Origin of the sequence: Citrobacter sp. Cpo040, from assembly GCF_030332915.1 — a bacterium.
GTDB lineage: Bacteria > Pseudomonadota > Gammaproteobacteria > Enterobacterales > Enterobacteriaceae > Citrobacter > Citrobacter portucalensis.
Genome location: NZ_JAOWGX010000037.1, coordinates 759,168 through 781,885, shown reverse-complemented (window position 1 = coordinate 781,885; position 22,718 = coordinate 759,168). Strand labels below are relative to the sequence as shown.

The window sequence follows — 22,718 nt, the reverse complement described above, 5'->3', positions numbered from 1 at the left end:
GCATTATAAAAATGTGTCGATTTTATATACACATATAATTTTGCGTAACTTCTCATTTTTTCTTCAGCTGCAGACGGTACTGACAAGATATTCTGCTGAATTAATCAGCAAATTACCTCGTCATTGTGTGATCGCTACCTCATTTTAGTACAGGATCTCGGTATCCCCAGAATAGCTGTCCGTAATCTTGCGTTCATTCAACGGCTGCAGCGGGCGATTGTTTGCAGGCCCAACAATGTAGTGAAATTTATCCAACTGTTCGGCTGAAAGAGCAACAGGCGTTTTCAGGACAGCCCAGGTGACACCTTCGGTGCAGGGAGGCGTTGTTAACGAACCACGATAGAGCCAGTAGGTTTTATTGTCGGGTAAAAGTTGATTGATATTAACGGGTGAGAAGATGGGCATACTGCTGTCCTCCATGGTTGGAAAGGACTCCCACAAATTTTGAATCGCCTGGTTCGGTTCACCGACGTCAAACATAACCGCTACGATAGCGATGTCTCCGGATTGATTTTTGTGGAGTAACTGCAGCTCCAGCGGATAGGTTTTACCGTTGAGCGTATGTTCGCTCGGGGCATGAAAATCAAATTGTTTTAAATAATAAAGCGTTTCATCAATTTCAATAGAATTAGATGCATAGCTACTCATCGTTGCCTGCAACGTATGGTTAATGCTCCGAAATCTGGTTGGGCCATCGACGTACTGCATGTTGAGCGCGGGAAGACCGAGTTTACTGGCAGTGGTGGTCTGGATGTCTATGGGGGATTGGTTTATGCCCGTCTGGCACGTTGCATACGCTTTGCTGATTTCTCCCCACCGTGCGGGGCCGTTTTCTTCGGTATATCCCCATGGTACGGCCAGCGTGGTCAGTGGCATCATGCATGCTGCCAGCAAAGTTGTTGTAAAACAGTTGAAACGCATACGTTTACTCAATGAAAATCAATATAAAAAATAACAAAATCAATTGATTATTATATCGCTGAGGAAAGTGTCGGTATGCTGGTCTATTGTCTGAAAATGGCGTGGTCAGATAACCACGCCGGAAGGGATTATTTTTTCTGGCCGGTAATGCGACACCACTCTTCTTTCTCGATAACCGGATCGAGCGTAAAGAGATCGGCATAGGCTTCACAGACACTTTCTGCCTGACTGGCAAGAATACCAGAAAGCCCCAGCAAGCCGCCCTCAACGGGCAGTACGCTGATTAACGGAGCCAGTTCACGTAATGGGCCAGCAAGGATGTTGGCGACCACCACGTCGGCTTTCATCGCCTCTGGCTGATCTTTCGGCAGATAAAGCTCCAGACGCTCAGAAACACCGTTACGCTGGGCGTTATCACGGCTGGCCTGAATCGCTTGCGGATCGATATCTACGCCAATGGCTTTCGCCGCACCCAGCTTCAGCGCCGCAATGGCAAGAATGCCGGAGCCGCAGCCAAAGTCGATAACCGTTTTACCGTTAAGATCAAGACCGTCCAGCCATTGCAGGCACAGAGAGGTGGTGGGGTGCGTGCCTGTACCAAACGCCAGACCCGGGTCCAGCATCACGTTGACGGCATTCTCATCCGGGACATCGCGCCAGCTCGGGCAAATCCACAGACGTTCGCCAAAGCGCATCGGGTGGAAGTTATCCATCCATTCGCGTTCCCAGTCTTTGTCTTCAAGCTGTTCGATTTTATGCGCGAAACCTTCGCCCAGCAGTGGATGCTGTTCCAGGAAGGCAACCACTTCTTTCATGTCGGTTTCTGCATCGAACAAGCCGATAACGTCGGTATCACCCCACAGGCGAGTCTCGCCCGGCAGAGGTTCAAATACCGGCGTATCATGCGTATCCTGGAAAGTAATGGAAACGGAGCCCGCTTCCATCAGCGCATCGCTCAACTCTTCAGCGTTGGCACCGGTCGTGTTCAGTTTCAGTTGGATCCATGGCATGGCAAAACTCTTTATTTATCAGTAGTCAATATGGCGGCTTGCGGGACGGCGGAACCGAAACGGTTGCCGATCAGGAAAGCCAGCAAGCTTATCAGTAACGAGGGCACGATCGGATGGAAGCCCAGGAACTGAACGTTAAAAGTGGCGAGTAGAGCATAAAGCACGCCGCCGACAATCATCGCGCTCAATGCGCCTGACGCGTTTGCCCGCTCCCAGTAGAGGCCCAGCACCAGCGGCCACAGGAAGACGGCTTCCAGCCCGCCAAACGCCAGCAGATTCAACCAGATAATCATCTCTGGCGGTTTCCAGGCGGCCAGCAGCAGTAACGCGCCCAGCAGCAGGGTAATCACTGCCGACATGCGCTTCAGCCGGGTTTCGTTTTCCAGCTGTTCCGGGCGAAGGTTCAGGTACAGATCCTTAATGATCGTAGCGGAACTTTGCAGCAATTGGGCATTGATCGTCGACATGATCGCGGCCATGGGCGCGGCGAGGAAAATCCCGGCAGCGACCGGCGGCAACACTTTGACCATCAGCGTAGGGATAACCAGATCCGGTACCGTCAGGTCAGGGATTACCGCCCGTCCCAGGGCACCCGCCAGATGCATACCAAACATCAGGATCGCCACTACGATGGTGCCGATGATAATGCCGCGGTGTACCGCTTTACTGTCTTTATAAGAGATGCAGCGTACCGCCGTATGCGGCAAGCCAATCACGCCAAAGCATACCAACACCCAGAATGAGGTCATAAACGTGGGTGACAAAATGTCATCAGCGCCCTGCGGCGAGACCAGTTTAGGGTCGATAGCCTGCAGGGTTACCACCGCATTGCTAAGGCCACCGGCAGCATGAACGACGCCGACCAGCAAAACGATAGTACCAATCAGCATCACCATGCCCTGCATGGTATCGTTCAGTACGCTGGCGCGAAAGCCGCCGAACGCCGTGTATAACGCGATGCTGACGCCAAAAATCAGCAGACCGGTTTCGTAGGGGATACCCGCTGCGGTTTCCAGCAAACGTGCGCCGCCAATAAACTGTACGGTCATTGCCCCGACAAACGCGACCAACAGGCTGAGGCTCGCCAGCCATACCAGCAGGCGGCTCTGGTAGCGCGCAAATAGCATATCGTTGAGGGTAACAGCATTATAACGGCGTGCCAGAATGGCGAATTTCTTACCAAGAATTCCCAATGAGAGCCATACGGCGGGCAACTGGATCATCGCTAGCAGCACCCATCCCAGTCCGTATTTGTAAGCGGCACCAGGACCGCCAATAAACGAGCTGGCGCTAATGTAGGTTGCCGTTAGCGTCATCGCTAACACGACGCCGCCCATGGAGCGGCTGCCGAGGAAATATTCATTCAGGAAGGTACCGGTCGATCTCTTGCGCATGGCATAAACTGAGAGACCGAAGACCACCAGAAGATAGGCGACCAGCGGTAAAATAACTTCAAGCTGCATCGTCATCCTCCAACGGAATGTCGCGATAGATAAACTTCACCATCGCCCAGCACAGCACGATAAAAACCAGCGGCGTTAGCAGGCAGGCCATTTCGAACCAGTGCGGTAAGCCGGTAAAACCCAGCGTTGAATCTGGTAAGTAAGCGGCCACTAACCATGTGACCAGATATAAAAGGGTTAGCCACAGCGCCCAGCGCGCCTCTTTATGGGCCTGAACAAAACGAGCGTCCATTTTTTGTCCCTTGTGGATAAAGAAAGCGGGGATTGTACCTTATGGCACGTGCGGGAGGGGAGAAAAACAAAAGGCCGGAATTTCCGGCCTTTTCGGTTAACGCACGCTTACTTTTCCTGAAGTCCGAGTTTTTTCTCCAGGTAGTGGATATTGGTTCCACCGTGCTGGAAGTGCTCGTCATTCATGATACGGATCTGCAGGTCAACGTTGGTTTTGATACCGTCGATGATCAGTTCCTGCAATGCGTTTTTCATACGGGCGATAGCGACGTCGCGGTTTTCGCCATAGCAGATCAGCTTACCGATCATTGAGTCATAGTACGGAGGTACGGTGTAGCCTGCGTAAATATGAGACTCCCAACGCACACCAAAGCCACCCGGCGCGTGGAAACGCGTGATTTTACCCGGGCTTGGCAGGAAGGTGTTCGGGTCTTCGGCGTTGATACGGCATTCTACCGCATGGCCTTTAACCACAACTTCGTCCTGCTTGATGGACAGCGGTTGGCCCGCTGCGATGCGCAGCTGCTCTTTGATCAGATCAACGCCGGTGATCATTTCGGTTACCGGGTGTTCAACCTGAATACGGGTGTTCATCTCAATAAAGTAGAACTCGCCGTTTTCGAACAGGAACTCGAAAGTACCCGCCCCGCGATAGCCGATATCAACACACGCTTTGGCGCAACGCTCGCCGATGTAGCGACGCAGTTCCGGGGTAATGCCTGGCGCTGGTGCTTCTTCGACAACTTTCTGGTGACGACGCTGCATGGAGCAGTCACGTTCTGCCAGATAAATTGCGTTACCCTGACCGTCAGCCAGCACCTGAATTTCAATGTGGCGTGGGTTTTCCAGGTATTTCTCCATGTAGACCATGTCGTTATTGAAAGCGGCTTTTGCTTCCGCTTTGGTCATGGAGATGGATTGTGCCAGTTCGGCATCGCTGCGCACGACGCGCATACCGCGACCGCCGCCGCCGCCGGAGGCTTTGATGATAACCGGGTAGCCGATGCGTTTAGCATGAGCGCGGTTAGCGTCCATGTCATCGCCCAGCGGGCCGTCAGAGCCTGGGACTGTCGGTACGCCCGCTTTCTTCATCGCGGTGATTGCGGACACTTTGTCGCCCATCAGGCGGATGGTGTCGGCTTTCGGGCCGATGAAGATAAAGCCAGAACGCTCTACCTGCTCAGCAAAATTGGCGTTCTCAGAGAGGAAGCCATAGCCCGGGTGAATTGCCACCGCGCCGGTGATTTCAGCGGCGCTGATGATAGCCGGGATGTTCAGATAGCTTTTTACGGACGGAGCCGGGCCGATACAGACCGTCTCATCCGCCAGCAATACGTGTTTTAAATCGCGATCCGCACTTGAATGCACAGCGACAGTCTTGATGCCCAGTTCTTTACAGGCACGAAGAATACGCAGGGCAATCTCGCCGCGGTTGGCGATAACAATTTTATCCAACATGTTCGCCTCGTTATTCGATGACGACCAGCGGCTCGTCAAATTCTACCGGTTGACCACTTTCTACCAGGATCGCTTTAACTACGCCGGATTTGTCGGCTTCGATCTGGTTCATCATTTTCATGGCTTCAACGATGCACAGGGTATCGCCCGCATTCACTTTCTGTCCGATTTCGATGAACGCTTTAGCATCCGGGCTCGGGGTGCGGTAGAACGTACCAACCATTGGGGAGCGTACGATGTGACCACTGATTTCCGCTGCTGCCGGAGCTTCCATACTTGGAGAGGCAGTTTGTGCGACAGCGTTAGACAGAGCTGGTTGCTGCATCACTGGTGCAGCATAAGCCTGTTGCATCATCGGAAAACTTGCAGTTGGCGCCGCACGGCTGATGCGTACAGATTCTTCGCCTTCAGAAATTTCCAGTTCGGAGATGCCTGATTCTTCAACCAGCTCGATCAGTTTTTTAATCTTACGAATATCCATGAGTGGGTTCCGTACTCTTTGTTTAGTGAGATTGTGACAGGCGTTTTACCGCCGTCTGTATAGCATTTTTATAACAGTGAGTGACAAGATGCCACGCATCTCAGGCGCTGCACTGGGTGCTGCTGCCATTAAGTGAGATTGCCAGACTTGTTAGTCATTGTGCGGCTATCTTCTGCCATTTTCGGGTAAAAGACAAAATATACCTTCAATATGCGATTGTCACCCTTTCAGCGCCTTAAAAACGCTATCGGGGATAGCAAAGTCGCACATTATAACTATTTCGTAGCAATTGGCAGCTAAATACTGGTCTTATCAGGGAAGATAATCAACCGTTAACATGTAAAGAAAATCGGATCGTCCGTGTTTTGCAACGCACTGCACATATCGTGAAACTACCGCCACCACTGGCGAAACTTCTTGTAACGGCACGCTAATAGCACCGCAGCGAGCGCTGCATAAATAATCGGTTGAGGGGAGATAATTTTTACCGACCACAGATAATGTATGGGTGCCAGGATCGCCACAAGATAGACGAAGTTGTGCAAAGACTGCCAGTTTTTACCCAGCTTTCGCTGCGCAGCCTGCGTGGATGTTAAGGTGAGGGCGAATAATATGACCCAACTGACAATGCCCAAGGTTAAATAAGGCCGCGTAATTAATTCCCGCCCTAACAACGCCAGATTATTAATGCCCAGTTCCAGTAACGCGTAGCTGGTTAAATGCAGTGTTGCCCAGGCGAAACACCATAGCCCTAACAGGCGACGTGTGCGTATCAATAATGGCTGTTTAGCGTAGCGCGCGAGTGGAGAGACCAGCAAGGTTGCCAGCAAGAATTTCAGAGCTGTCCTACCGGTAAAGTGCTGGATATCTTTGACCGGATCCGCGCTCAGACCGCCGTGATTTATCGCCCAAAATAGCCAGATAAACGGCAAAAAACCGGCAAGATGCAGGCAAAATTTCAGCCCGGTAATGTGCTTTGCGGTCAGTCGCACTTAAAAATTCTCCTGCAAATTGAGTCCGCGATACAGTGACGCAACCTCTTCGGCATAGCCGTTAAACATCAGCGTGGGCTGACGCTGTACGTCCAGAATACCGCCAGCGCCAATAAAACGCTCAGTGGCCTGGGACCAGCGGGGATGATCGACATGCGGATTCACGTTGGCATAAAACCCGTATTCATTGGGCGCGGCCAGATTCCAGGTTGTCGGAGGGCGTTCGCGCGTGAGTTTGATACTCACAATCGACTTAATGCCTTTAAATCCATATTTCCACGGCACAATTAAGCGAATGGGCGCGCCATTTTGTGGCGGAAGGGCCTTACCATAAACCCCCACGGTAAGCAGTGTGAGTGGGTGCATCGCTTCATCCAGGCGCAACCCTTCAACATAGGGATACTTCAGCCCGCCGCCAATAAAGCGATCTTTTTGCCCTGGCATTTCCTCCGGTGCGTACAGCGTTTCGAACGCGACATACTTCGCATTGCTGGTGGGTTCCACCTGCGCCAACAGTTTATGTAACGGAAAGCCAATCCACGGCACGACCATTGACCAGGCTTCCACGCAGCGCATGCGGTAAATCCGTTGCTCCAGCGGGAAACGGGTGGTCAAGGTATCGTGATCGAGAGTGAGTGGTTTGGCGACCTCACCACTGATTTTTAATGTCCACGGATCGGTTTTCAGGCTACCCGCGTTGGCTGCCGGATCCGCTTTGTCGAGACCGAATTCATAGAAGTTGTTGTAGCCAGAAACTTTATCCGCTGGGGTTAAAGGAAGCGAATTTTGCCAGGCGGCGGGCTTGCTGAAATCAAGCGGCTTTCCCGCAGGCGCGGGCGGGCGGTCATTACCCTTAAACCAACTCAGAAGGTCAGCCTGCGCAGAGTGGGGTAAAGACAACGCGGCTGCGCTGATCCCTAATGCTTTCAGCACCTGGCGACGCTGCATAAAAAAAGCCGACTCGTCAGTGACGTCGGCTTCTGTAAATGGACGTAATTTCTTCATAACAGACTCCCGGCTTACGCGTCATAACTGACAGGGGACGCGTAGTTAATATGGCAGGGAGTCTGTAGATGTGCCGCGAAATTTCGTTAATTAAGTGTAAATTTCTGCGCCAGAGTCTGTTACTTCACCTTCACCAGCGTACGGCCTTGTACCTGGTTATTGATGATGGCATCGGCGAACTTCGGCGCATCCGCCAGCGTAATTTCCGTTGCAGCCTGAGCATAGAACGATTCCGGCAGATCCTTAACCAAACGCGCCCAGGCTTCTGCACGGCGTGCCGGCGGGGTCATCACCGAGTCCACTCCTTGCAAACGAACGTTACGCAGAATGAATGGCATCACGGTGGTTGGCAGAGCGAAACCGCCCGCCAGGCCGCAGGCGGCAACACAGCCGCCGTAGTTCATCTGCGCGAGGACTTTCGCCAGAACTTTGTCGCCAACGGTATCCACCGCGCCAGCCCACAGCTGTTTTTCCAGCGGGCGAGATTCAGCAAATTCATCGCGGCCAAGAATGCGGTTAGCGCCCAGGCTTTTCAGGTAGTCGTGGGTGCTTTCACGACCCGAAACCGCCGCAACCTGATAACCCAGCTTATGCAGTAACGCAACGGCCGTGCTGCCCACGCCTCCGCTGGCGCCAGTGACGACAATCTCACCGTCTTGCGGACGAATTCCTGCATCTTCAAGCGCCATGACGCAAAGCATGGCGGTAAAGCCAGCGGTACCGATGACCATGGCTTTACGTCCATCCAGCCCTTTTGGCAACGCAACCAGCCAGTCGCCTTTCACGCGTGCGCGTTCTGCCAGTCCACCCCAATGATTTTCACCTACGCCCCAACCGGTCAGTAAAACCTCCTGACCCGCATGAAAACGGGGATCTTCGCTTGCTCGCACGGTACCAGCGAAATCGATACCAGGAATCATCGGAAAATTACGAATGATTTTTCCCTTGCCGGTGATAGCCAGGGCGTCTTTATAGTTCAGGCTTGACCAGTGGACATCCACCGTCACATCGCCTTCCGGTAGCTGATTTTCGTCGAGGGGTTGAACGGATGCGAGGGTTTTTCCGTCCTGCTGTTCTAAGATCAAAGCCTGCATAACCTGTCCTCAATTCGTATAGTGGATTGGAAAATTAATAATGAAGACTATACTCGCTAATCAAAACATGATGCCGATTCTGCGCAATAAATTGCCAGATATACCTGATTTGGTAGTATGCCCTCACAGTTTGTATAAATTGGCGGATTTTGTGGTCAGTTTTGCATTTTAGAGTCGATTTATCACTTTCAGGCCTGTTTCATAACTGTCGGAGTTAACACAAGGATGCGATTAACGACGAAATTTTCAGCTTTTGTCACGCTGCTTACTGGGTTAACGATCTTCGTGACTCTGATCGGCTGTTCGCTGAGTTTCTACAACGCTATTCAATATAAGTTCACCACGCGCGTTCATGCAGTCGCGACGGCGATTGATACGCATCTGGTCTCCAGAGATGTCGTTGCGTTAACTCCGCAAATAGATGAACTGATGGTTTCTGTTGATATCGTGCGCATCGAACTGTTGCAGGGCGAAAACGTGGTGTATGACCACTCACGGACCAGCAGCTACCGACCGGCAGGGACAAACAATCTCTACCGCGAGATTACCGTACCGTTGGTTAAGCATCCAGGTATGTCATTGCGTCTGGTTTATCAGGATCCGATGGGTAACTATTTCCATTCGCTACTGACCACCGCACCGCTCACGATAGCCATTGCTTTCATTATTCTGATGCTCTTTTTGTCTGTGCGCTGGCTTCAGCGCCAGCTTTCGGGTCAGGAGCTGCTAGAGATCCGTTCTACGCGTATTCTGAACGGCGAACGTGGACCGAACGTGCGGGGAACGGTCTATGAATGGCCTGCGCGTACCAGCAGTGCGCTCGATATGCTGCTGACTGAAATTCAAAATGCCCGCGAGCAACGCAGCCGCCTGGATACGCTGATTCGTTCCTATGTCGCGCAGGATACAAAAACCGGGCTAAGCAACCGCTTGTTCTTTGATAACCAACTGGCCACGCTGCTGGAAGATCAGGAAAAAGTAGGCTCGCATGGCGTCGTGATGATGGTGCGCCTGCCGGACTTTACGCTGCTGCGCGATAGCTGGGGAATCACCCTCGCGGAAGAACAAATCTCGACGCTGATCAATTTATTGTCGACTTTTATGACGCGCTATCCGGGCGCGTTGCTGGCGCGCTACCACCGTAGCGATTTTGCTATCCTGCTGCCGCACCGTACTCTAAAAGAGGCGGAAAGCATCGCCGGGCAATTATTAAAAGCGGTAGATGCACTTCCGGCTAATAAAATGATCGATCGTGCCGATATGGTTCATATTGGCATTTGCGTTTGCCGCAGCGGTCAGTCGCCGGAGCAAGTAATGGATCATGCCGAAGCCGCCACCCGGAATTCGGTATTGCAGGGCGGAAATAGCTGGTCGGTCTATGATGACTCGCTGCCGGAAAAAGGTCGGGGCAATGTACGCTGGCGAACGCTGATCGAACAGATGCTTAGCCGGGGCGGGCCAAGAATTTATCAAAAGCCTGCAGTAACGCGCGAAGGCCGGGTGCACCATCGGGAGTTGATGTGCCGTATTTTTGATGGCAACGAAGAGGTCATTTCGGCGGAATATATGCCGATGGTCCTGCAATTTGGTCTGGCAGAAGAATATGACCGTTTGCAGATAAGCCGTCTGATCCTGCTTTTGGGCTACTGGCCGCAGGAAAATCTGGCGATGCAGACAACGGTCGAATCGCTCATTCGCCCACGTTTTCAGCGCTGGCTGCGTGATACGCTGATGCAGTGCGAAAAATCATTACGCAAACGCATAATTATTGAACTTGCTGAGGCAGATGTCTGTCAACATATCAGCCGGTTACAGCCCGTCATCAGATTGATGAATGCGCTGGGCGTGCGTATTGCCGTTACGCAGGCGGGGTTAACGCTGGTGAGCACCAGTTGGATCAAAGAGCTTAACGTTGAGTTATTGAAGCTTCATCCAAGTCTGGTGAGGAACATTGATAAGCGAACGGAAAATCAGCTTCTGGTTCAAAGCCTGGTGGAGGCCTGTTCGGGAACACCCACGCAGGTTTACGCCACGGGCGTACGTTCGCGTAGTGAGTGGCATACGCTGACAGAACGCGGAGTTGCAGGTGGGCAAGGGGATTTTTTTGCCGCATCACAACCACTTGACACTAACGTGAAAAAATATTCGCAAAGATACTCGGTTTAACCTGCCGTTTAATTTGTTTTCACGTAGAATAACGCGCGCTGTGCCTTCTGGGGGTGTGCTTGCCTGCTCGCCAGGTTGTAACAGCAAACATGCAGGTGAATGACCTTTGACAGGTTGCAAACAAAAGCGAGGAGTGCTGCTGATTTATTCAGCCCTGATGGACTCAGGCCGGTTTTGTAACAAAGGAAACGAACTGCACTAATTTTCACCGTAGCAGATGATTTTTGCGCCTTGTCGCTGCTGCGTGTGGTTGGTAAAGTAAGCGGATTTTGTTTTCCGCCCCAGCTTTCAGGATTATCCCTTAGTATGTTGAAAAAATTTCGTGGCATGTTTTCCAATGACCTGTCCATTGACCTGGGTACCGCGAATACCCTTATTTATGTAAAAGGACAAGGCATCGTATTGAATGAGCCTTCTGTTGTGGCCATTCGTCAGGATCGTGCCGGTTCGCCGAAAAGCGTGGCTGCAGTAGGTCATGATGCGAAGCAGATGCTGGGTCGTACGCCGGGCAATATCGCTGCAATTCGCCCAATGAAAGACGGCGTTATCGCTGACTTCTTCGTGACTGAAAAAATGCTCCAGCACTTTATCAAGCAAGTGCACAGCAATAGCTTCATGCGCCCAAGCCCGCGCGTACTGGTGTGTGTACCGGTTGGAGCAACTCAGGTTGAACGCCGTGCGATCCGTGAATCCGCTCAGGGCGCAGGTGCTCGTGAAGTGTTCCTGATCGAAGAGCCGATGGCGGCCGCGATCGGTGCGGGTCTGCCAGTCTCTGAAGCAACCGGTTCAATGGTTGTTGATATCGGTGGTGGTACCACTGAAGTTGCCGTTATCTCCCTGAACGGCGTGGTTTACTCCTCTTCTGTCCGTATTGGCGGCGACCGCTTCGATGAAGCCATCATTAATTATGTTCGTCGTAACTACGGTTCACTGATCGGTGAAGCGACCGCAGAACGTATTAAACACGAGATCGGTTCCGCTTATCCGGGTGACGAAGTGCGCGAAATCGAAGTTCGCGGTCGTAACCTGGCTGAAGGCGTTCCGCGCGGCTTTACCCTGAACTCTAACGAGATTCTGGAAGCTCTGCAGGAACCACTGACCGGTATCGTAAGCGCAGTAATGGTTGCACTGGAACAGTGCCCGCCGGAACTGGCGTCTGACATCTCCGAACGCGGTATGGTGCTGACCGGTGGCGGTGCGCTGCTGCGTAACCTTGACCGTCTGTTAATGGAAGAAACCGGTATTCCAGTTGTTGTTGCTGAAGATCCGCTGACCTGCGTGGCGCGCGGCGGCGGCAAGGCGCTGGAAATGATCGACATGCACGGCGGCGACCTGTTCAGCGAAGAGTAATCGGATGCAGGTTGGGTAGCCCCCGCGGGTTGCCCTTCCGCTCTGATACGAGAATACGCATAGACTATGAAGCCAATTTTTAGCCGTGGCCCGTCGCTACAGATTCGCCTTATTCTGGCGGTGCTGGTGGCGCTCGGCGTTATTATTGCCGACAGCCGCCTGGGTACGTTTAGTCAAATCCGAACGTACATGGATACCGCCGTCAGTCCTTTCTACTTTATCTCAAATGGTCCTCGTGAATTACTCGACGGCGTGTCGCAAACGCTGGCTTCGCGTGACCAACTCGAACTTGAAAACCGGGCGTTGCGTCAGGAACTGCTGCTGAAAAATAGCGAACTACTGATGCTGGGGCAATACAAACAGGAGAACGCGCGTTTGCGTGAGCTGCTGGGATCGCCATTGCGTCAGGACGAACAAAAGATGGTGACGCAGGTCATCTCAACGGTTAATGACCCTTACAGCGATCAGGTTGTGATCGACAAAGGGAGCGTTAACGGCGTCTATGAAGGTCAGCCGGTTATTAGTGACAAAGGCGTAGTAGGTCAGGTCGTGGCGGTGGCTAAATTGACCAGCCGCGTGCTGCTGATTTGCGATGCGACGCATGCGCTGCCCATTCAGGTACTGCGTAACGATATCCGCGTGATCGCTGCGGGTAACGGCTGCACCGACGATCTTCAGCTCGAACACCTGCCAGCCAACACCGACATTCGCGTTGGCGATGTGCTGGTCACCTCGGGTCTGGGTGGACGTTTCCCTGAAGGTTATCCGGTTGCTGTTGTTTCTTCCGTTAAGCTGGACACTCAGCGTGCTTATACCGTGATTCAGGCTCGCCCGACTGCGGGTCTGCAGCGTCTGCGCTATCTGCTGCTGTTGTGGGGTGCCGATCGTAATGGCGCAAACCCGATGACGCCGGAAGAAGTACACCGCGTTGCTAATGAACGTCTGATGCAGATGATGCCGCAAGTTCTGCCTGCACCAGATACCATGGGACCGCCTGCGCCAATGCCAGCACCTGCAACAGGCGTGGCTCCAGCGCCCGCAGATACCACGCCGCCACAACCTGCTCCGCGTAAGCCGGGAGGACAGTAAGTGGCAAGCTATCGTAGCCAGGGACGTTGGGTGATTTGGCTCTCGTTCCTTATTGCACTGTTGCTGCAAGTCATGCCCTGGCCGGATGACATTCTGGTTTTCCGGCCAAACTGGGTGCTGCTCATCTTGTTGTATTGGATCCTGGCACTGCCGCATCGCGTAAATGTGGGCACGGGATTTGTGGTGGGTGCCATACTGGATCTCATCAGCGGCTCCACGCTTGGCGTGCGCGCATTGTCGATGAGTATCATTGCTTATCTGGTCGCGTTGAAATTCCAGCTATTCCGAAACCTCGCGCTCTGGCAACAGGCGCTGGTGGTCATGTTGTTATCACTGGTCGTGGATATTATTGTTTTCTGGGCCGAGTTTTTAGTGATCAACGTCTCTTTCAGACCTGAAGTGTTCTGGAGTAGTGTAGTGAATGGTGTGCTTTGGCCATGGCTATTCTTACTGATGCGTAAAGTCCGTCAGCAGTTTGCGGTGCAATAAGGTTGATATGAATACTCTGTATCTTGCTTCAGGTTCTCCACGTCGTCAGGAGTTGCTCGCTCAGCTTGGTGTTACGTTTGAACGACTGGTCCCTGGGATTGAAGAACAGCGGCACCCGCAGGAAAGCGCGCAGCAGTACGTTTCCCGTCTGGCGCGCGAAAAAGCGCAGGCTGGCGTAGTGCTGGCACAGCGCGATTTGCCGGTATTGGGTGCGGATACCATCGTTATCCTTAATGGCGAAGTGTTGGAAAAACCGCACGACGCCGACCATGCCGCAGCAATGCTGCGCAAACTGTCGGGCAAAACGCATCAAGTTATGACGGCCGTGGCACTGGCCGATCGCCAGCACAGTCTGGACTGCCTGGTAGTGACGGAAGTGACATTCAGAGCACTAACCGATGAGGACATCGCGGGCTATGTTGCCAGCGGTGAACCAATGGATAAAGCAGGTGCATACGGTATTCAAGGGTTGGGTGGCTGTTTTGTCAGGAAGATAAATGGCAGCTATCACGCCGTAGTCGGCTTACCGCTGGTAGAAACGTATGAGTTGCTGACCAATTTTAACGCACTGCGTGAGAAAAGGGATAAACATGACGGCTGAATTGTTGGTAAACGTAACGCCATCGGAAACTCGGGTGGCTTACATTGATGGTGGTATTCTGCAGGAAATTCATATTGAACGTGAGGCGCGACGCGGAATCGTAGGCAATATCTACAAAGGTCGTGTAAGTCGTGTACTTCCGGGTATGCAGGCGGCTTTTGTAGATATTGGACTGGATAAAGCCGCATTTCTTCACGCTTCTGACATCATGCCGCACACCGAATGCGTGGCGGGTGAAGAACAAAAACAGTTCACCGTACGCGACATTTCTGAACTGGTGCGCCAGGGTCAGGATCTGATGGTACAGGTGGTAAAAGATCCGTTGGGAACTAAAGGCGCACGCCTGACGACGGACATCACGCTGCCTTCCCGTTATCTCGTCTTTATGCCGGGGGCTTCGCACGTTGGCGTATCCCAACGTATCGAAAGCGAAACCGAACGCGAACGCCTGAAAAAAGTGGTGGCGGATTACTGCGATGAGCAGGGTGGCTTCATCATTCGCACGGCGGCGGAAGGCGTATGCGAAGAGGATCTGGCCTCGGATGCTGCCTACCTGAAGCGCGTCTGGACGAAAGTCATGGAGCGTAAAAAGCGCCCGCAAACGCGCTACCAGATGTACGGTGAGTTGGCACTGGCACAGCGCGTGTTGCGTGACTTTGCCGATGCGCAGCTTGACCGCATCCGCGTCGACTCCCGTCTGACCTATGAGGCGTTACTGGAATTTACGGCGGAATATATCCCCGAGATGACCAGCAAGCTGGAACATTACAGCGGGCGACAGCCTATTTTTGATCTCTTTGACGTTGAGAATGAAATCCAGCGCGCGCTGGAACGCAAAGTTGAGCTGAAGTCCGGCGGTTATTTGATCATCGATCAAACCGAAGCGATGACCACCGTGGATATCAACACTGGCGCGTTTGTTGGGCATCGTAATCTCGACGACACTATCTTTAATACTAATATTGAAGCAACGCAGGCCATTGCTCGTCAGCTGCGTCTGCGTAACCTCGGCGGTATTATCATTATCGATTTTATCGACATGAATAATGAAGATCACCGTCGCCGGGTGCTGCACTCCCTGGAGCAGGCTCTGAGCAAGGATCGCGTAAAAACCAGCATTAACGGTTTTTCACAGCTGGGCCTGGTGGAGATGACGCGCAAACGCACACGTGAAAGCGTGGAACATGTACTGTGCAACGAGTGTCCGACCTGCCATGGGCGTGGTACGGTGAAAACGGTGGAAACCGTATGCTATGAAATCATGCGCGAAATCGTGCGCGTACACCATGCATATGACTCCGATCGTTTCCTGGTTTATGCCTCTCCGGCAGTGGCTGAAACCCTGAAAGGTGAAGAGTCACATGCGCTGGCGGAAGTTGAGATCTTTGTCGGCAAACAGGTCAAAGTACAAATCGAACCGCTGTATAACCAGGAGCAGTTCGACGTCGTCATGATGTAAATCGTGTAGTGGCACCCGCGCATGTAGGCCGGATAAGGCGCAAGCGCCGTTATCCGGCAATATTCACTCAAGGGGTGTGAGTCATATTTTTTGGTAGACAAGGAGAGGCGCGTGAGGCGATTGCCGGGGATTTTACTGCTCACTGGAGCCGCATTCGTTGTCATCGCAGCGCTGCTGGTCAGTGGACTGCGCCTTGCGTTACCTCATCTTGATAGCTGGCGTCCGGCCATTCTTGGCAAGATTGAATCCGCCACAGGTCTACCTGTTTCCGCTAGTCAGCTTTCTGCCAGCTGGCAAAATTTCGGTCCTACGCTTGAAGCGCGTAATATCCATGCGCAGCTGAAAGATGGGGGAGAATTTTCGGTAAAACGCGTCACGCTGGCGCTGGATGTCTGGCAAAGTTTGCTGCACATGCGCTGGCAGTTTCGCGATCTCACCTTCTGGCAACTGCAGTTGCGCACCAATACTCCTATCCAGCGCAGCGAAGGCGGAGATGGGATTGAAACCGGCCATCTCAGCGATCTCTTCCTGCGTCAGTTTGATCATTTCGATCTACGCGACAGCCATATCAGCTTTATAACCCTCTCAGGTCAACGTGCTGAACTGGCGATCCCACAGCTTACCTGGCTGAACGGTAAAAATCGGCATCGCGCCGAGGGTCAGGTCAGCCTCTCCAGCCTGACCGGACAGCACGGCATTATGCAGGTGCGTATGGATCTGCGTGATGACGAAGGGCTGTTGAATAACGGTCGAGTCTGGCTGCAGGCAGACGACATCGACGTCAAACCGTGGCTGGGCAAATGGATGCAGGATAATGTCGCGCTACAAACCGCGCGTTTTAGCCTGGAAGCATGGATGACGATCAGCAAAGGCGTCGTTTCTGGTGGTGATGTCTGGCTGAAAAAAGGCGGGGCAAGTTGGCTGGGTGAAAATCGTACGCACACGCTCTCCGTCGATAATCTGACGGCGCACATCAGCCGTGAAGAGCCGGGCTGGCAATTCTCTATTCCCGATACGCGTATCACCATGGATGATAAGCCCTGGCCGAGCGGGGCATTAACGCTGGCCTGGATCCCCGAGCAGGAAGTCGGTGGCGAGAATAACAAACGCAGTGATGAGCTACGCATTCGCGCCAGTAATCTGGAACTGGCCGGGTTAGAAGGACTGCGTCCGATGGCGTCCCGGTTATCACCTGCGCTGGGTGATATCTGGCGGGCCACGCAACCCAGCGGCAAAATAGATGTGCTTGCGCTGGATATCCCGTTACAGGCGACAGAAAAAACCCGCTTCCTGTCCTCGTGGACCGATTTGGCCTGGAAACAGTGGAAGCTGCTGCCGGGGGCAGAACATTTCTCCGGTACGCTTGCGGGCAGCGTTGAAAATGGGGCGCTTACCGCCTCCATGAAACAAGCAAAAATGCCGTATGAAACCGTCTTCCGCGCGCCGCTGGAAATAGAGAACGGCGTGGCGACGCTAAGCTGGCTGAAGAATGATAAAGGCTTCCAGTTAGACGGGCGCAACATTGATGTTAAAGCGAAAGCGGTACATGCGCGCGGTGGTTTTCGCTATCTGCAACCGGCTGATGATGAGCCATGGTTGGGCATTCTGGCCGGTATCAGCACCGACGATGGCTCCCAGGCCTGGCGCTATTTCCCGGAAAACCTGATGGGTAAGGATCTGGTTGACTACCTCAGCGGCGCTATTCAGGGCGGCGAAGCGGATAACGCCACGCTGGTGTATGGCGGTAACCCGAATCTGTTCCCGTATCTGCACAATGAAGGGCAGTTTCAGGTCCTGGTGCCGCTACGCAATGCGAAATTTGCTTTCCAGCCCGACTGGCCTGCGCTAACCGATCTTAATATCGAACTAAACTTCATTAACGATGGCCTGTGGATGAAGACGGATAGCGTCAATCTAGGCGGCGTGAAGGCCAGTAACCTGACGGCTAATATTCCCGACTATGCAAAAGAAAAGCTGCTGATTGATGCCGATATCAACGGGTCAGGCAAGGCGGTTGGACCTTATTTTGATGAGACTCCGTTGAATGATTCTCTCGGTGCCACGCTGGAACAGTTGCAAATTGACGGTGATGTGAATGCTCGCTTACATCTTGATATTCCGCTAGACGGCTCGCTGGTTACCGCCAAAGGCGACGTCAACCTGCGTAATAACAGCTTGTTTATTAAACCACTCGACAGCACGCTGAAGAATTTGAATGGTAAATTCAGCTTTATCAACGGCGATCTGAAGAGCGAGCCGATGACGGCGAACTGGTTTAATCAGCCGCTGAACGTCGACTTCTCCACCACCGAAGGGGCGAAAGCCTATCAGGTAGCCGTGAACCTGCAAGGCGACTGGCAGCCAACCCGCATGGGGATTTTACCGGCGCAGGTCAACGACGCCTTAAGCGGCAGCATGGCGTGGAATGGCAAAGTGGGTATCGATCTTCCGTATCATGCCGGGCCGACCTACGACATTGAGCTAAAGGGTGACCTGAAGAATGTAAGTAGTCACTTACCGGCTCCGCTGAATAAGGCGGTCGGTGAGGCGTTGCCGGTAAACGTTAAGGCTAACGGCAATCTGCGCAGCTTTGAACTGACCGGCAATGCTGGCAGTAAGAACCACTTTAACAGCCGCTGGCTGCTGAATCAGAAACTGACGCTTGACCGCGCTATCTGGACGTCGGAAAGCCGTACTGTGCCCGCGTTACCCGATCAGCAAGGCATTGAGCTTAATCTTCCCCCTATGGATGGCGCGCAATGGCTGGCGTTGTTCCAAAAAGGCGCAGCGGATAACGTTGGCACTAATGCCAACTTCCCACAACGCATCACCGTGCGTACGCCATCGTTATCCCTGGGCGGTCAGCAGTGGAATAATTTGAGTATTGTGTCTGAGCCTGCGAGCAATGGCTCCATTGTGCAGGCGCAGGGTCGTGAAATTAATGCCACGCTGGCTATGCGCAATAATGCGCCATGGCTGGCCAATATTAAGTATCTTTATTACAACCCCAGCGCGGCGAAAGCGTCACCGGGCAACACATCAGCCTCGCCGTTTTCCGCAGTGGACAACTTCAGCTTCCGCGGCTGGCCGGACCTTCAGTTACGCTGTGCCGAGTGCTGGATGTGGGGACAGAAATATGGGCGCATTGATGCCGATGTAGCAATTAAAGGCGACACGCTAACGTTGAGCAACGGTCTGTTGGATACGGGCTTTGCCAGACTGACCACCGATGGCGTGTGGGTGAATGCGCCGGGCAAAGAGCGAACGTCACTGAAGGGGAAACTGAGCGGTAATAAAATTGACTCTGCGGCCAGTTTCTTTGGCGTATCGACCCCGATTCGTAATTCTTCGTTCAACGTGGAGTATGACCTGCACTGGCGTAACCCGCCATGGGATCCGGACGAAGCTTCGCTGAATGGGATTTTGCGTACCCGGTTGGGCAAAGGTGAGCTTACCGAACTCAGTACTGGGCATGCGGGGCAACTGTTGCGACTGCTGAGCTTTGATGCGTTGCTACGTAAACTGCGTTTTGATTTTAGCGATACCTTCAGTGAAGGTTTCTATTTCGACTCGATTCGCAGCACGGCGTGGATCAAAGATGGTGTGATGCATACCGACGACACACTGGTGGATGGTCTGGAGGCAGACATTGCGATGAAAGGCTCAGTGAACCTGGTCCGTCGGGAGCTGGATATGGAAGCCATTGTCGCGCCTGAAATTTCTGCCACCGTAGGGGTTGCCGCTGCGTTTGCTGTCAACCCGATTGTCGGTGCGGCGGTGTTTGCTGCCAGTAAGGTTCTGGGACCATTATGGAGCAAAGTTTCGATTCTGCGCTATCGCATCACCGGTCCGGTCGATAAACCGCAGATTAACGAAGTTCTGCGTCAGCCGCGCAAAGAAAGCCAGCAATGATTTGACGGGGGCAAGTAATTGCCCCAATCTCAGTACATAGTATTGCCGGATGGAGCAGCGCTTATCCGGCCTACAGTAGCCTAACAACGTAGGCCGGATAAGGCGTTTTTGCCGCCATCCGGCAGAATTAAATGAGTAACCAAAACGATGAGTCTGAACCTGGTAAGTGAACAATTGCTAGCGGCGAATGGCCTGAAACATCAGGATCTGTTTGCCATTCTGGGCCAACTGGCCGAACGCCGTCTTGACTACGGCGATCTCTATTTTCAGTCGAGCTATCACGAATCCTGGGTTTTAGAAGACCGCATCATTAAAGACGGCTCTTACAATATCGATCAGGGTGTTGGCGTGCGCGCCATCAGCGGCGAAAAAACAGGGTTTGCCTATGCAGACCAGATCAGCCTGCTGGCGTTGGAGCAAAGTGCTCATGCTGCCCGTACTATCGTGCGTGACAGCGGTGACGGCAAAGTAAAAACGCTGGGAGCGGTTGAGCATCAGGCGCTTTACACTTCGGTTGATCCGTTACAGAGCATGAGCCGCGAAGAGAAACTGGATATTCTGCGTCGCGTTGATAGCGTGGCCCGTGCCGCCGACAAACGCGTCCAGGAAGTAACCGCCAGCCTGACCGGTGTTTATGAACTGATCCTGGTAGCAGCGACCGACGGTACGTTGGCCGCTGACGTTCGCCCGCTGGTACGCCTGTCCGTAAGCGTACAGGTCGAAGAGGACGGTAAGCGCGAGCGCGGTGCCAGCGGTGGTGGCGGTCGTTTTGGCTATGACTATTTCCTTGGCGACCTTGATGGTGAAGTCCGTGCTGACGCGTGGGCGAAAGAAGCCGTACGCATGGCGTTAGTTAATTTGTCCGCGGTAGCAGCGCCTGCTGGTACGCTGCCGGTAGTACTCGGCGCTGGCTGGCCTGGCGTTCTGCTGCATGAAGCGGTCGGTCATGGTCTGGAAGGTGACTTTAACCGCCGTGGTACCTCGGTATTCAGCGGTCACATGGGTGAGCTGGTGGCGTCGGAACTGTGTACCGTTGTGGATGATGGCACAATGGCGGACCGTCGTGGCTCTGTGGCTATTGATGATGAAGGCACACCGGGTCAGTACAACGTGCTGATCGAAAACGGTATTCTGAAAGGCTACATGCAGGACAAACTGAATGCGCGCCTGATGGGCGTCGCGCCAACGGGTAACGGTCGCCGTGAATCTTACGCGCACCTGCCGATGCCACGTATGACCAACACCTACATGCTGCCGGGGAAATCCACGCCGCAGGAAATCATCGAATCCGTTGAATACGGCATTTATGCGCCTAACTTCGGCGGCGGCCAGGTGGATATCACCTCCGGGAAATTTGTGTTCTCGACGTCTGAAGCGTATCTGATTGAAAACGGTAAAGTAACCAAACCGGTGAAAGGCGCGACGCTGATTGGGTCTGGTATCGAAGCGATGCAGCAGATTTCGATGGTAGGTAACGACCTGAAGCTGGATAACGGGGTTGGTGTGTGCGGTAAAGAAGGGCAGAGCCTGCCGGTGGGCGTGGGCCAGCCGACGCTGAAGGTGGATAACCTGACGGTAGGTGGTACTGCATAACATCATGATGTATGCCCGATAAGCACCAGCGCTATCGGGCATCTTTCCGGACGCGGCGTCAACGCCTTATCCGGCCAATACTCTTTTTATTTCTCTTTTCCCCGGCCGTACATCCCCTGAAAAAGCTGCGCTACATCGACAAAATACTCCGTCAGATAGTTAATCACCACCTGGACCTTGAGCGGCAGTTTGTCTTTTTCGGTATATAGCGCATAGACCGGACGCGGATCCGACTGGTAGCGGGGAAGGAGGATCTCCACTTCGCCACGATTGATCTCATTGATCACCCACATCAGCGGAACATAGGCAATGCCCGCACCCGCAGCCAGCCAGCGCACCAATGTCATCGGATCGTTAGTCACAAAACGACCCTCTGGTATCAGACGGGTGGAAATTCCTTCCGGAGCGATAAGCTCGAATTCATTATCCGGGCGCACGCTATATTCCAGCCACGAGTGGTTGCTGAGATCGGCGGGTTTCTCCGGGGCACCAAACTGTGCGAGATAGCTTTTAGCCGCGCAGACCACCATCGGCATGGCGCCCAGGCGACGCGAGAACAGACTGGAGTCCTGCAACGCACCGACGCGGATGACCACGTCCAGACCATCGGCGATTAAATCCGGTGCCGGGATGCCTGTTACCAGATTTACCGTCAGACCGGGGTATTCCTTCAGCATGGTCGCGGTCAATCCGGCAAGGACATTTTGTGCCATGGTTGAAGAACAACCAATGCGCAGCGTGCCGATGGGCGTGTTGTTAAAGGCATAAAGCTGCTCGTGAACATCCTGCGCTTCGTGCAGCATTCTCCGGCAGCCCTGGTAGTAAATTTTACCAGCTTCGGTCAGCCCAATGCTGCGTGTACTGCGGTTTAGCAGCTTAACCTGTAGCTCATCTTCCAGTTTGGAGACCGTCTGGCTTATCGATGAAACGCTCATTTGTAGCTGTCTTGCGGCGGCGGTGAAGGAGCCCAGTTCGACGACTTTGGCGAACACCGACATACGTTTTAATCGTTCCATTGTTCACTCTGGCTTAAAAGTGATTTAGATCACATAATATAGATAACAGCATAACAGTTACGTTAATATATTATTATTCAAATAACAGCTATGTCGCTCTCGCCTGGCTCATCCTTGCCCTTCTCTGCGGTGACATACGCTAGAAAATCTATCACCTGCACTCTCTTAAGTTACCAAGGTCAACATGAGTCTGTTTCCCGTTATCGTGGTGTTTGGTTTGTCCTTCCCACCGATTTTTTTCGAATTACTTTTGTCACTGGCGATTTTCTGGCTGGTGCGCCGGATGCTGGTTCCAACCGGCATCTATGATTTTGTCTGGCATCCGGCTCTGTTTAACACCGCGCTGTATTGCTGCCTGTTCTATTTAATAACGCGCCTGTTCGTTTGA

General features: G+C 53.1%; 19 protein-coding genes. 9 read left to right on the top strand and 10 right to left on the bottom strand.

From position 1 onward, the window contains the following. Nucleotides 1–144: 144 nt before the first annotated feature. From OGX86_RS22200 to acuI, 9 genes are all read right to left on the bottom strand, one after another. Nucleotides 145–879: a carbonic anhydrase gene (locus OGX86_RS22200; RefSeq protein ID WP_240498900.1), complete on the bottom strand. Its 735-nt coding sequence runs from the start codon at nt 877–879 to the stop codon at nt 145–147. A gap of 170 nt (nt 880–1,049) precedes the next feature. Beyond that, entirely contained in the window at nt 1,050–1,931 is an 882-nt protein-coding gene (prmA, locus tag OGX86_RS22195) for a 50S ribosomal protein L11 methyltransferase (protein ID WP_128317542.1), read from the bottom strand. 11 nt (nt 1,932–1,942) lie between these two features. Beyond that, nucleotides 1,943–3,394: a sodium/pantothenate symporter gene (gene panF / locus OGX86_RS22190; protein WP_286640689.1), complete on the bottom strand. Its 1,452-nt coding sequence runs from the start codon at nt 3,392–3,394 to the stop codon at nt 1,943–1,945. After that, on the bottom strand, nt 3,384–3,626 hold the full coding sequence (locus OGX86_RS22185) for a YhdT family protein (RefSeq protein WP_003828839.1): 243 nt from the start codon (nt 3,624–3,626) through the stop codon (nt 3,384–3,386). Before OGX86_RS22185 ends, panF begins: the two co-directional genes overlap by 11 nt. A 107-nt stretch (nt 3,627–3,733) precedes the next feature. Continuing rightward, nucleotides 3,734–5,083: an acetyl-CoA carboxylase biotin carboxylase subunit gene (gene accC / locus OGX86_RS22180; protein ID WP_003828838.1), complete on the bottom strand. Its 1,350-nt coding sequence runs from the start codon at nt 5,081–5,083 to the stop codon at nt 3,734–3,736. 10 nt (nt 5,084–5,093) lie between these two features. Continuing rightward, entirely contained in the window at nt 5,094–5,564 is a 471-nt protein-coding gene (gene accB, locus OGX86_RS22175) for an acetyl-CoA carboxylase biotin carboxyl carrier protein (protein WP_181635166.1), read from the bottom strand. 392 nt (nt 5,565–5,956) lie between these two features. After that, nucleotides 5,957–6,556 (bottom strand): protein-methionine-sulfoxide reductase heme-binding subunit MsrQ, encoded by a 600-nt coding sequence (msrQ, locus tag OGX86_RS22170; protein WP_128317543.1) that lies wholly within the window; start codon nt 6,554–6,556, stop codon nt 5,957–5,959. After that, nucleotides 6,557–7,561 carry a protein-methionine-sulfoxide reductase catalytic subunit MsrP gene (gene msrP / locus OGX86_RS22165; protein ID WP_048236875.1) on the bottom strand — a complete coding sequence of 335 codons (1,005 nt, stop codon included), beginning with the start codon at nt 7,559–7,561 and terminating at the stop codon, nt 6,557–6,559. Nucleotides 7,562–7,680: 119 nt separating this feature from the next. After that, nucleotides 7,681–8,655 carry an acrylyl-CoA reductase (NADPH) gene (acuI, locus tag OGX86_RS22160; RefSeq protein WP_003828832.1) on the bottom strand — a complete coding sequence of 325 codons (975 nt, stop codon included), beginning with the start codon at nt 8,653–8,655 and terminating at the stop codon, nt 7,681–7,683. Between the two features lie 225 nt (nt 8,656–8,880). Between acuI and csrD the strand changes: the two genes are divergently transcribed. The 8 genes from csrD (at nt 8,881) to tldD (ending at nt 21,314) form a co-directional block, all read left to right on the top strand. Beyond that, nucleotides 8,881–10,821, top strand: a complete 1,941-nt coding sequence (gene csrD / locus OGX86_RS22155; RefSeq protein ID WP_048215442.1) for an RNase E specificity factor CsrD — start codon at nt 8,881–8,883, stop codon at nt 10,819–10,821. 306 nt (nt 10,822–11,127) lie between these two features. Beyond that, entirely contained in the window at nt 11,128–12,171 is a 1,044-nt protein-coding gene (gene mreB, locus OGX86_RS22150) for a rod shape-determining protein MreB (RefSeq protein WP_000913396.1), read from the top strand. 66 nt (nt 12,172–12,237) lie between these two features. Further along, complete coding sequence (gene mreC / locus OGX86_RS22145; RefSeq protein ID WP_003828827.1) at nt 12,238–13,260, top strand: rod shape-determining protein MreC; 1,023 nt, start codon at nt 12,238–12,240, stop codon at nt 13,258–13,260. Further along, nucleotides 13,261–13,749 (top strand): rod shape-determining protein MreD, encoded by a 489-nt coding sequence (gene mreD, locus OGX86_RS22140; RefSeq protein WP_003025196.1) that lies wholly within the window; start codon nt 13,261–13,263, stop codon nt 13,747–13,749. A gap of 7 nt (nt 13,750–13,756) precedes the next feature. Then, the gene (locus OGX86_RS22135) at nt 13,757–14,350 is read left to right on the top strand and encodes a Maf family protein (protein ID WP_057067977.1); all 594 of its coding nucleotides are present in this window, start codon (nt 13,757–13,759) and stop codon (nt 14,348–14,350) included. Beyond that, a complete protein-coding gene (gene rng, locus OGX86_RS22130; protein ID WP_003025190.1) occupies nt 14,340–15,809 on the top strand; it encodes a ribonuclease G in 1,470 nt (489 codons plus the stop codon). Before OGX86_RS22135 ends, rng begins: the two co-directional genes overlap by 11 nt. A 111-nt stretch (nt 15,810–15,920) precedes the next feature. After that, complete coding sequence (yhdP, locus tag OGX86_RS22125; protein ID WP_048225743.1) at nt 15,921–19,721, top strand: AsmA2 domain-containing protein YhdP; 3,801 nt, start codon at nt 15,921–15,923, stop codon at nt 19,719–19,721. 147 nt (nt 19,722–19,868) lie between these two features. Next, nucleotides 19,869–21,314, top strand: a complete 1,446-nt coding sequence (gene tldD, locus OGX86_RS22120; RefSeq protein ID WP_003025183.1) for a metalloprotease TldD — start codon at nt 19,869–19,871, stop codon at nt 21,312–21,314. Between the two features lie 86 nt (nt 21,315–21,400). On the opposite strand, the gene aaeR is transcribed toward tldD, so the two are convergent. After that, nucleotides 21,401–22,330, bottom strand: coding sequence for an HTH-type transcriptional activator AaeR (gene aaeR / locus OGX86_RS22115; RefSeq protein WP_008785957.1), 930 nt, complete (start codon nt 22,328–22,330; stop codon nt 21,401–21,403). A gap of 184 nt (nt 22,331–22,514) precedes the next feature. Here aaeR and aaeX point away from each other — a divergent pair, with 184 nt between their 5' ends. Next, nucleotides 22,515–22,718, top strand: a complete 204-nt coding sequence (gene aaeX / locus OGX86_RS22110) for a p-hydroxybenzoic acid efflux pump operon protein AaeX (protein ID WP_003828816.1) — start codon at nt 22,515–22,517, stop codon at nt 22,716–22,718.

What these genes read in the sequence shown, in the direction of transcription:
- OGX86_RS22200 (WP_240498900.1), bottom strand. Translation starts at nt 879, where the DNA reads ATGATGCCACTGACCACGCTGGCCGTACCATGGGGATATACCGAAGAA.
- prmA (WP_128317542.1), bottom strand. Translation starts at nt 1,931, where the DNA reads ATGCCATGGATCCAACTGAAACTGAACACGACCGGTGCCAACGCTGAA.
- panF (WP_286640689.1), bottom strand. Translation starts at nt 3,394, where the DNA reads ATGCAGCTTGAAGTTATTTTACCGCTGGTCGCCTATCTTCTGGTGGTC.
- OGX86_RS22185 (WP_003828839.1), bottom strand. Translation starts at nt 3,626, where the DNA reads ATGGACGCTCGTTTTGTTCAGGCCCATAAAGAGGCGCGCTGGGCGCTG.
- accC (WP_003828838.1), bottom strand. Translation starts at nt 5,083, where the DNA reads ATGTTGGATAAAATTGTTATCGCCAACCGCGGCGAGATTGCCCTGCGT.
- accB (WP_181635166.1), bottom strand. Translation starts at nt 5,564, where the DNA reads ATGGATATTCGTAAGATTAAAAAACTGATCGAGCTGGTTGAAGAATCA.
- msrP (WP_048236875.1), bottom strand. Translation starts at nt 7,561, where the DNA reads ATGAAGAAATTACGTCCATTTACAGAAGCCGACGTCACTGACGAGTCG.
- acuI (WP_003828832.1), bottom strand. Translation starts at nt 8,655, where the DNA reads ATGCAGGCTTTGATCTTAGAACAGCAGGACGGAAAAACCCTCGCATCC.
- csrD (WP_048215442.1), top strand. Translation starts at nt 8,881, where the DNA reads ATGCGATTAACGACGAAATTTTCAGCTTTTGTCACGCTGCTTACTGGG.
- mreB (WP_000913396.1), top strand. Translation starts at nt 11,128, where the DNA reads ATGTTGAAAAAATTTCGTGGCATGTTTTCCAATGACCTGTCCATTGAC.
- mreC (WP_003828827.1), top strand. Translation starts at nt 12,238, where the DNA reads ATGAAGCCAATTTTTAGCCGTGGCCCGTCGCTACAGATTCGCCTTATT.
- OGX86_RS22135 (WP_057067977.1), top strand. Translation starts at nt 13,757, where the DNA reads ATGAATACTCTGTATCTTGCTTCAGGTTCTCCACGTCGTCAGGAGTTG.
- rng (WP_003025190.1), top strand. Translation starts at nt 14,340, where the DNA reads ATGACGGCTGAATTGTTGGTAAACGTAACGCCATCGGAAACTCGGGTG.
- tldD (WP_003025183.1), top strand. Translation starts at nt 19,869, where the DNA reads ATGAGTCTGAACCTGGTAAGTGAACAATTGCTAGCGGCGAATGGCCTG.
- aaeR (WP_008785957.1), bottom strand. Translation starts at nt 22,330, where the DNA reads ATGGAACGATTAAAACGTATGTCGGTGTTCGCCAAAGTCGTCGAACTG.
- aaeX (WP_003828816.1), top strand. Translation starts at nt 22,515, where the DNA reads ATGAGTCTGTTTCCCGTTATCGTGGTGTTTGGTTTGTCCTTCCCACCG.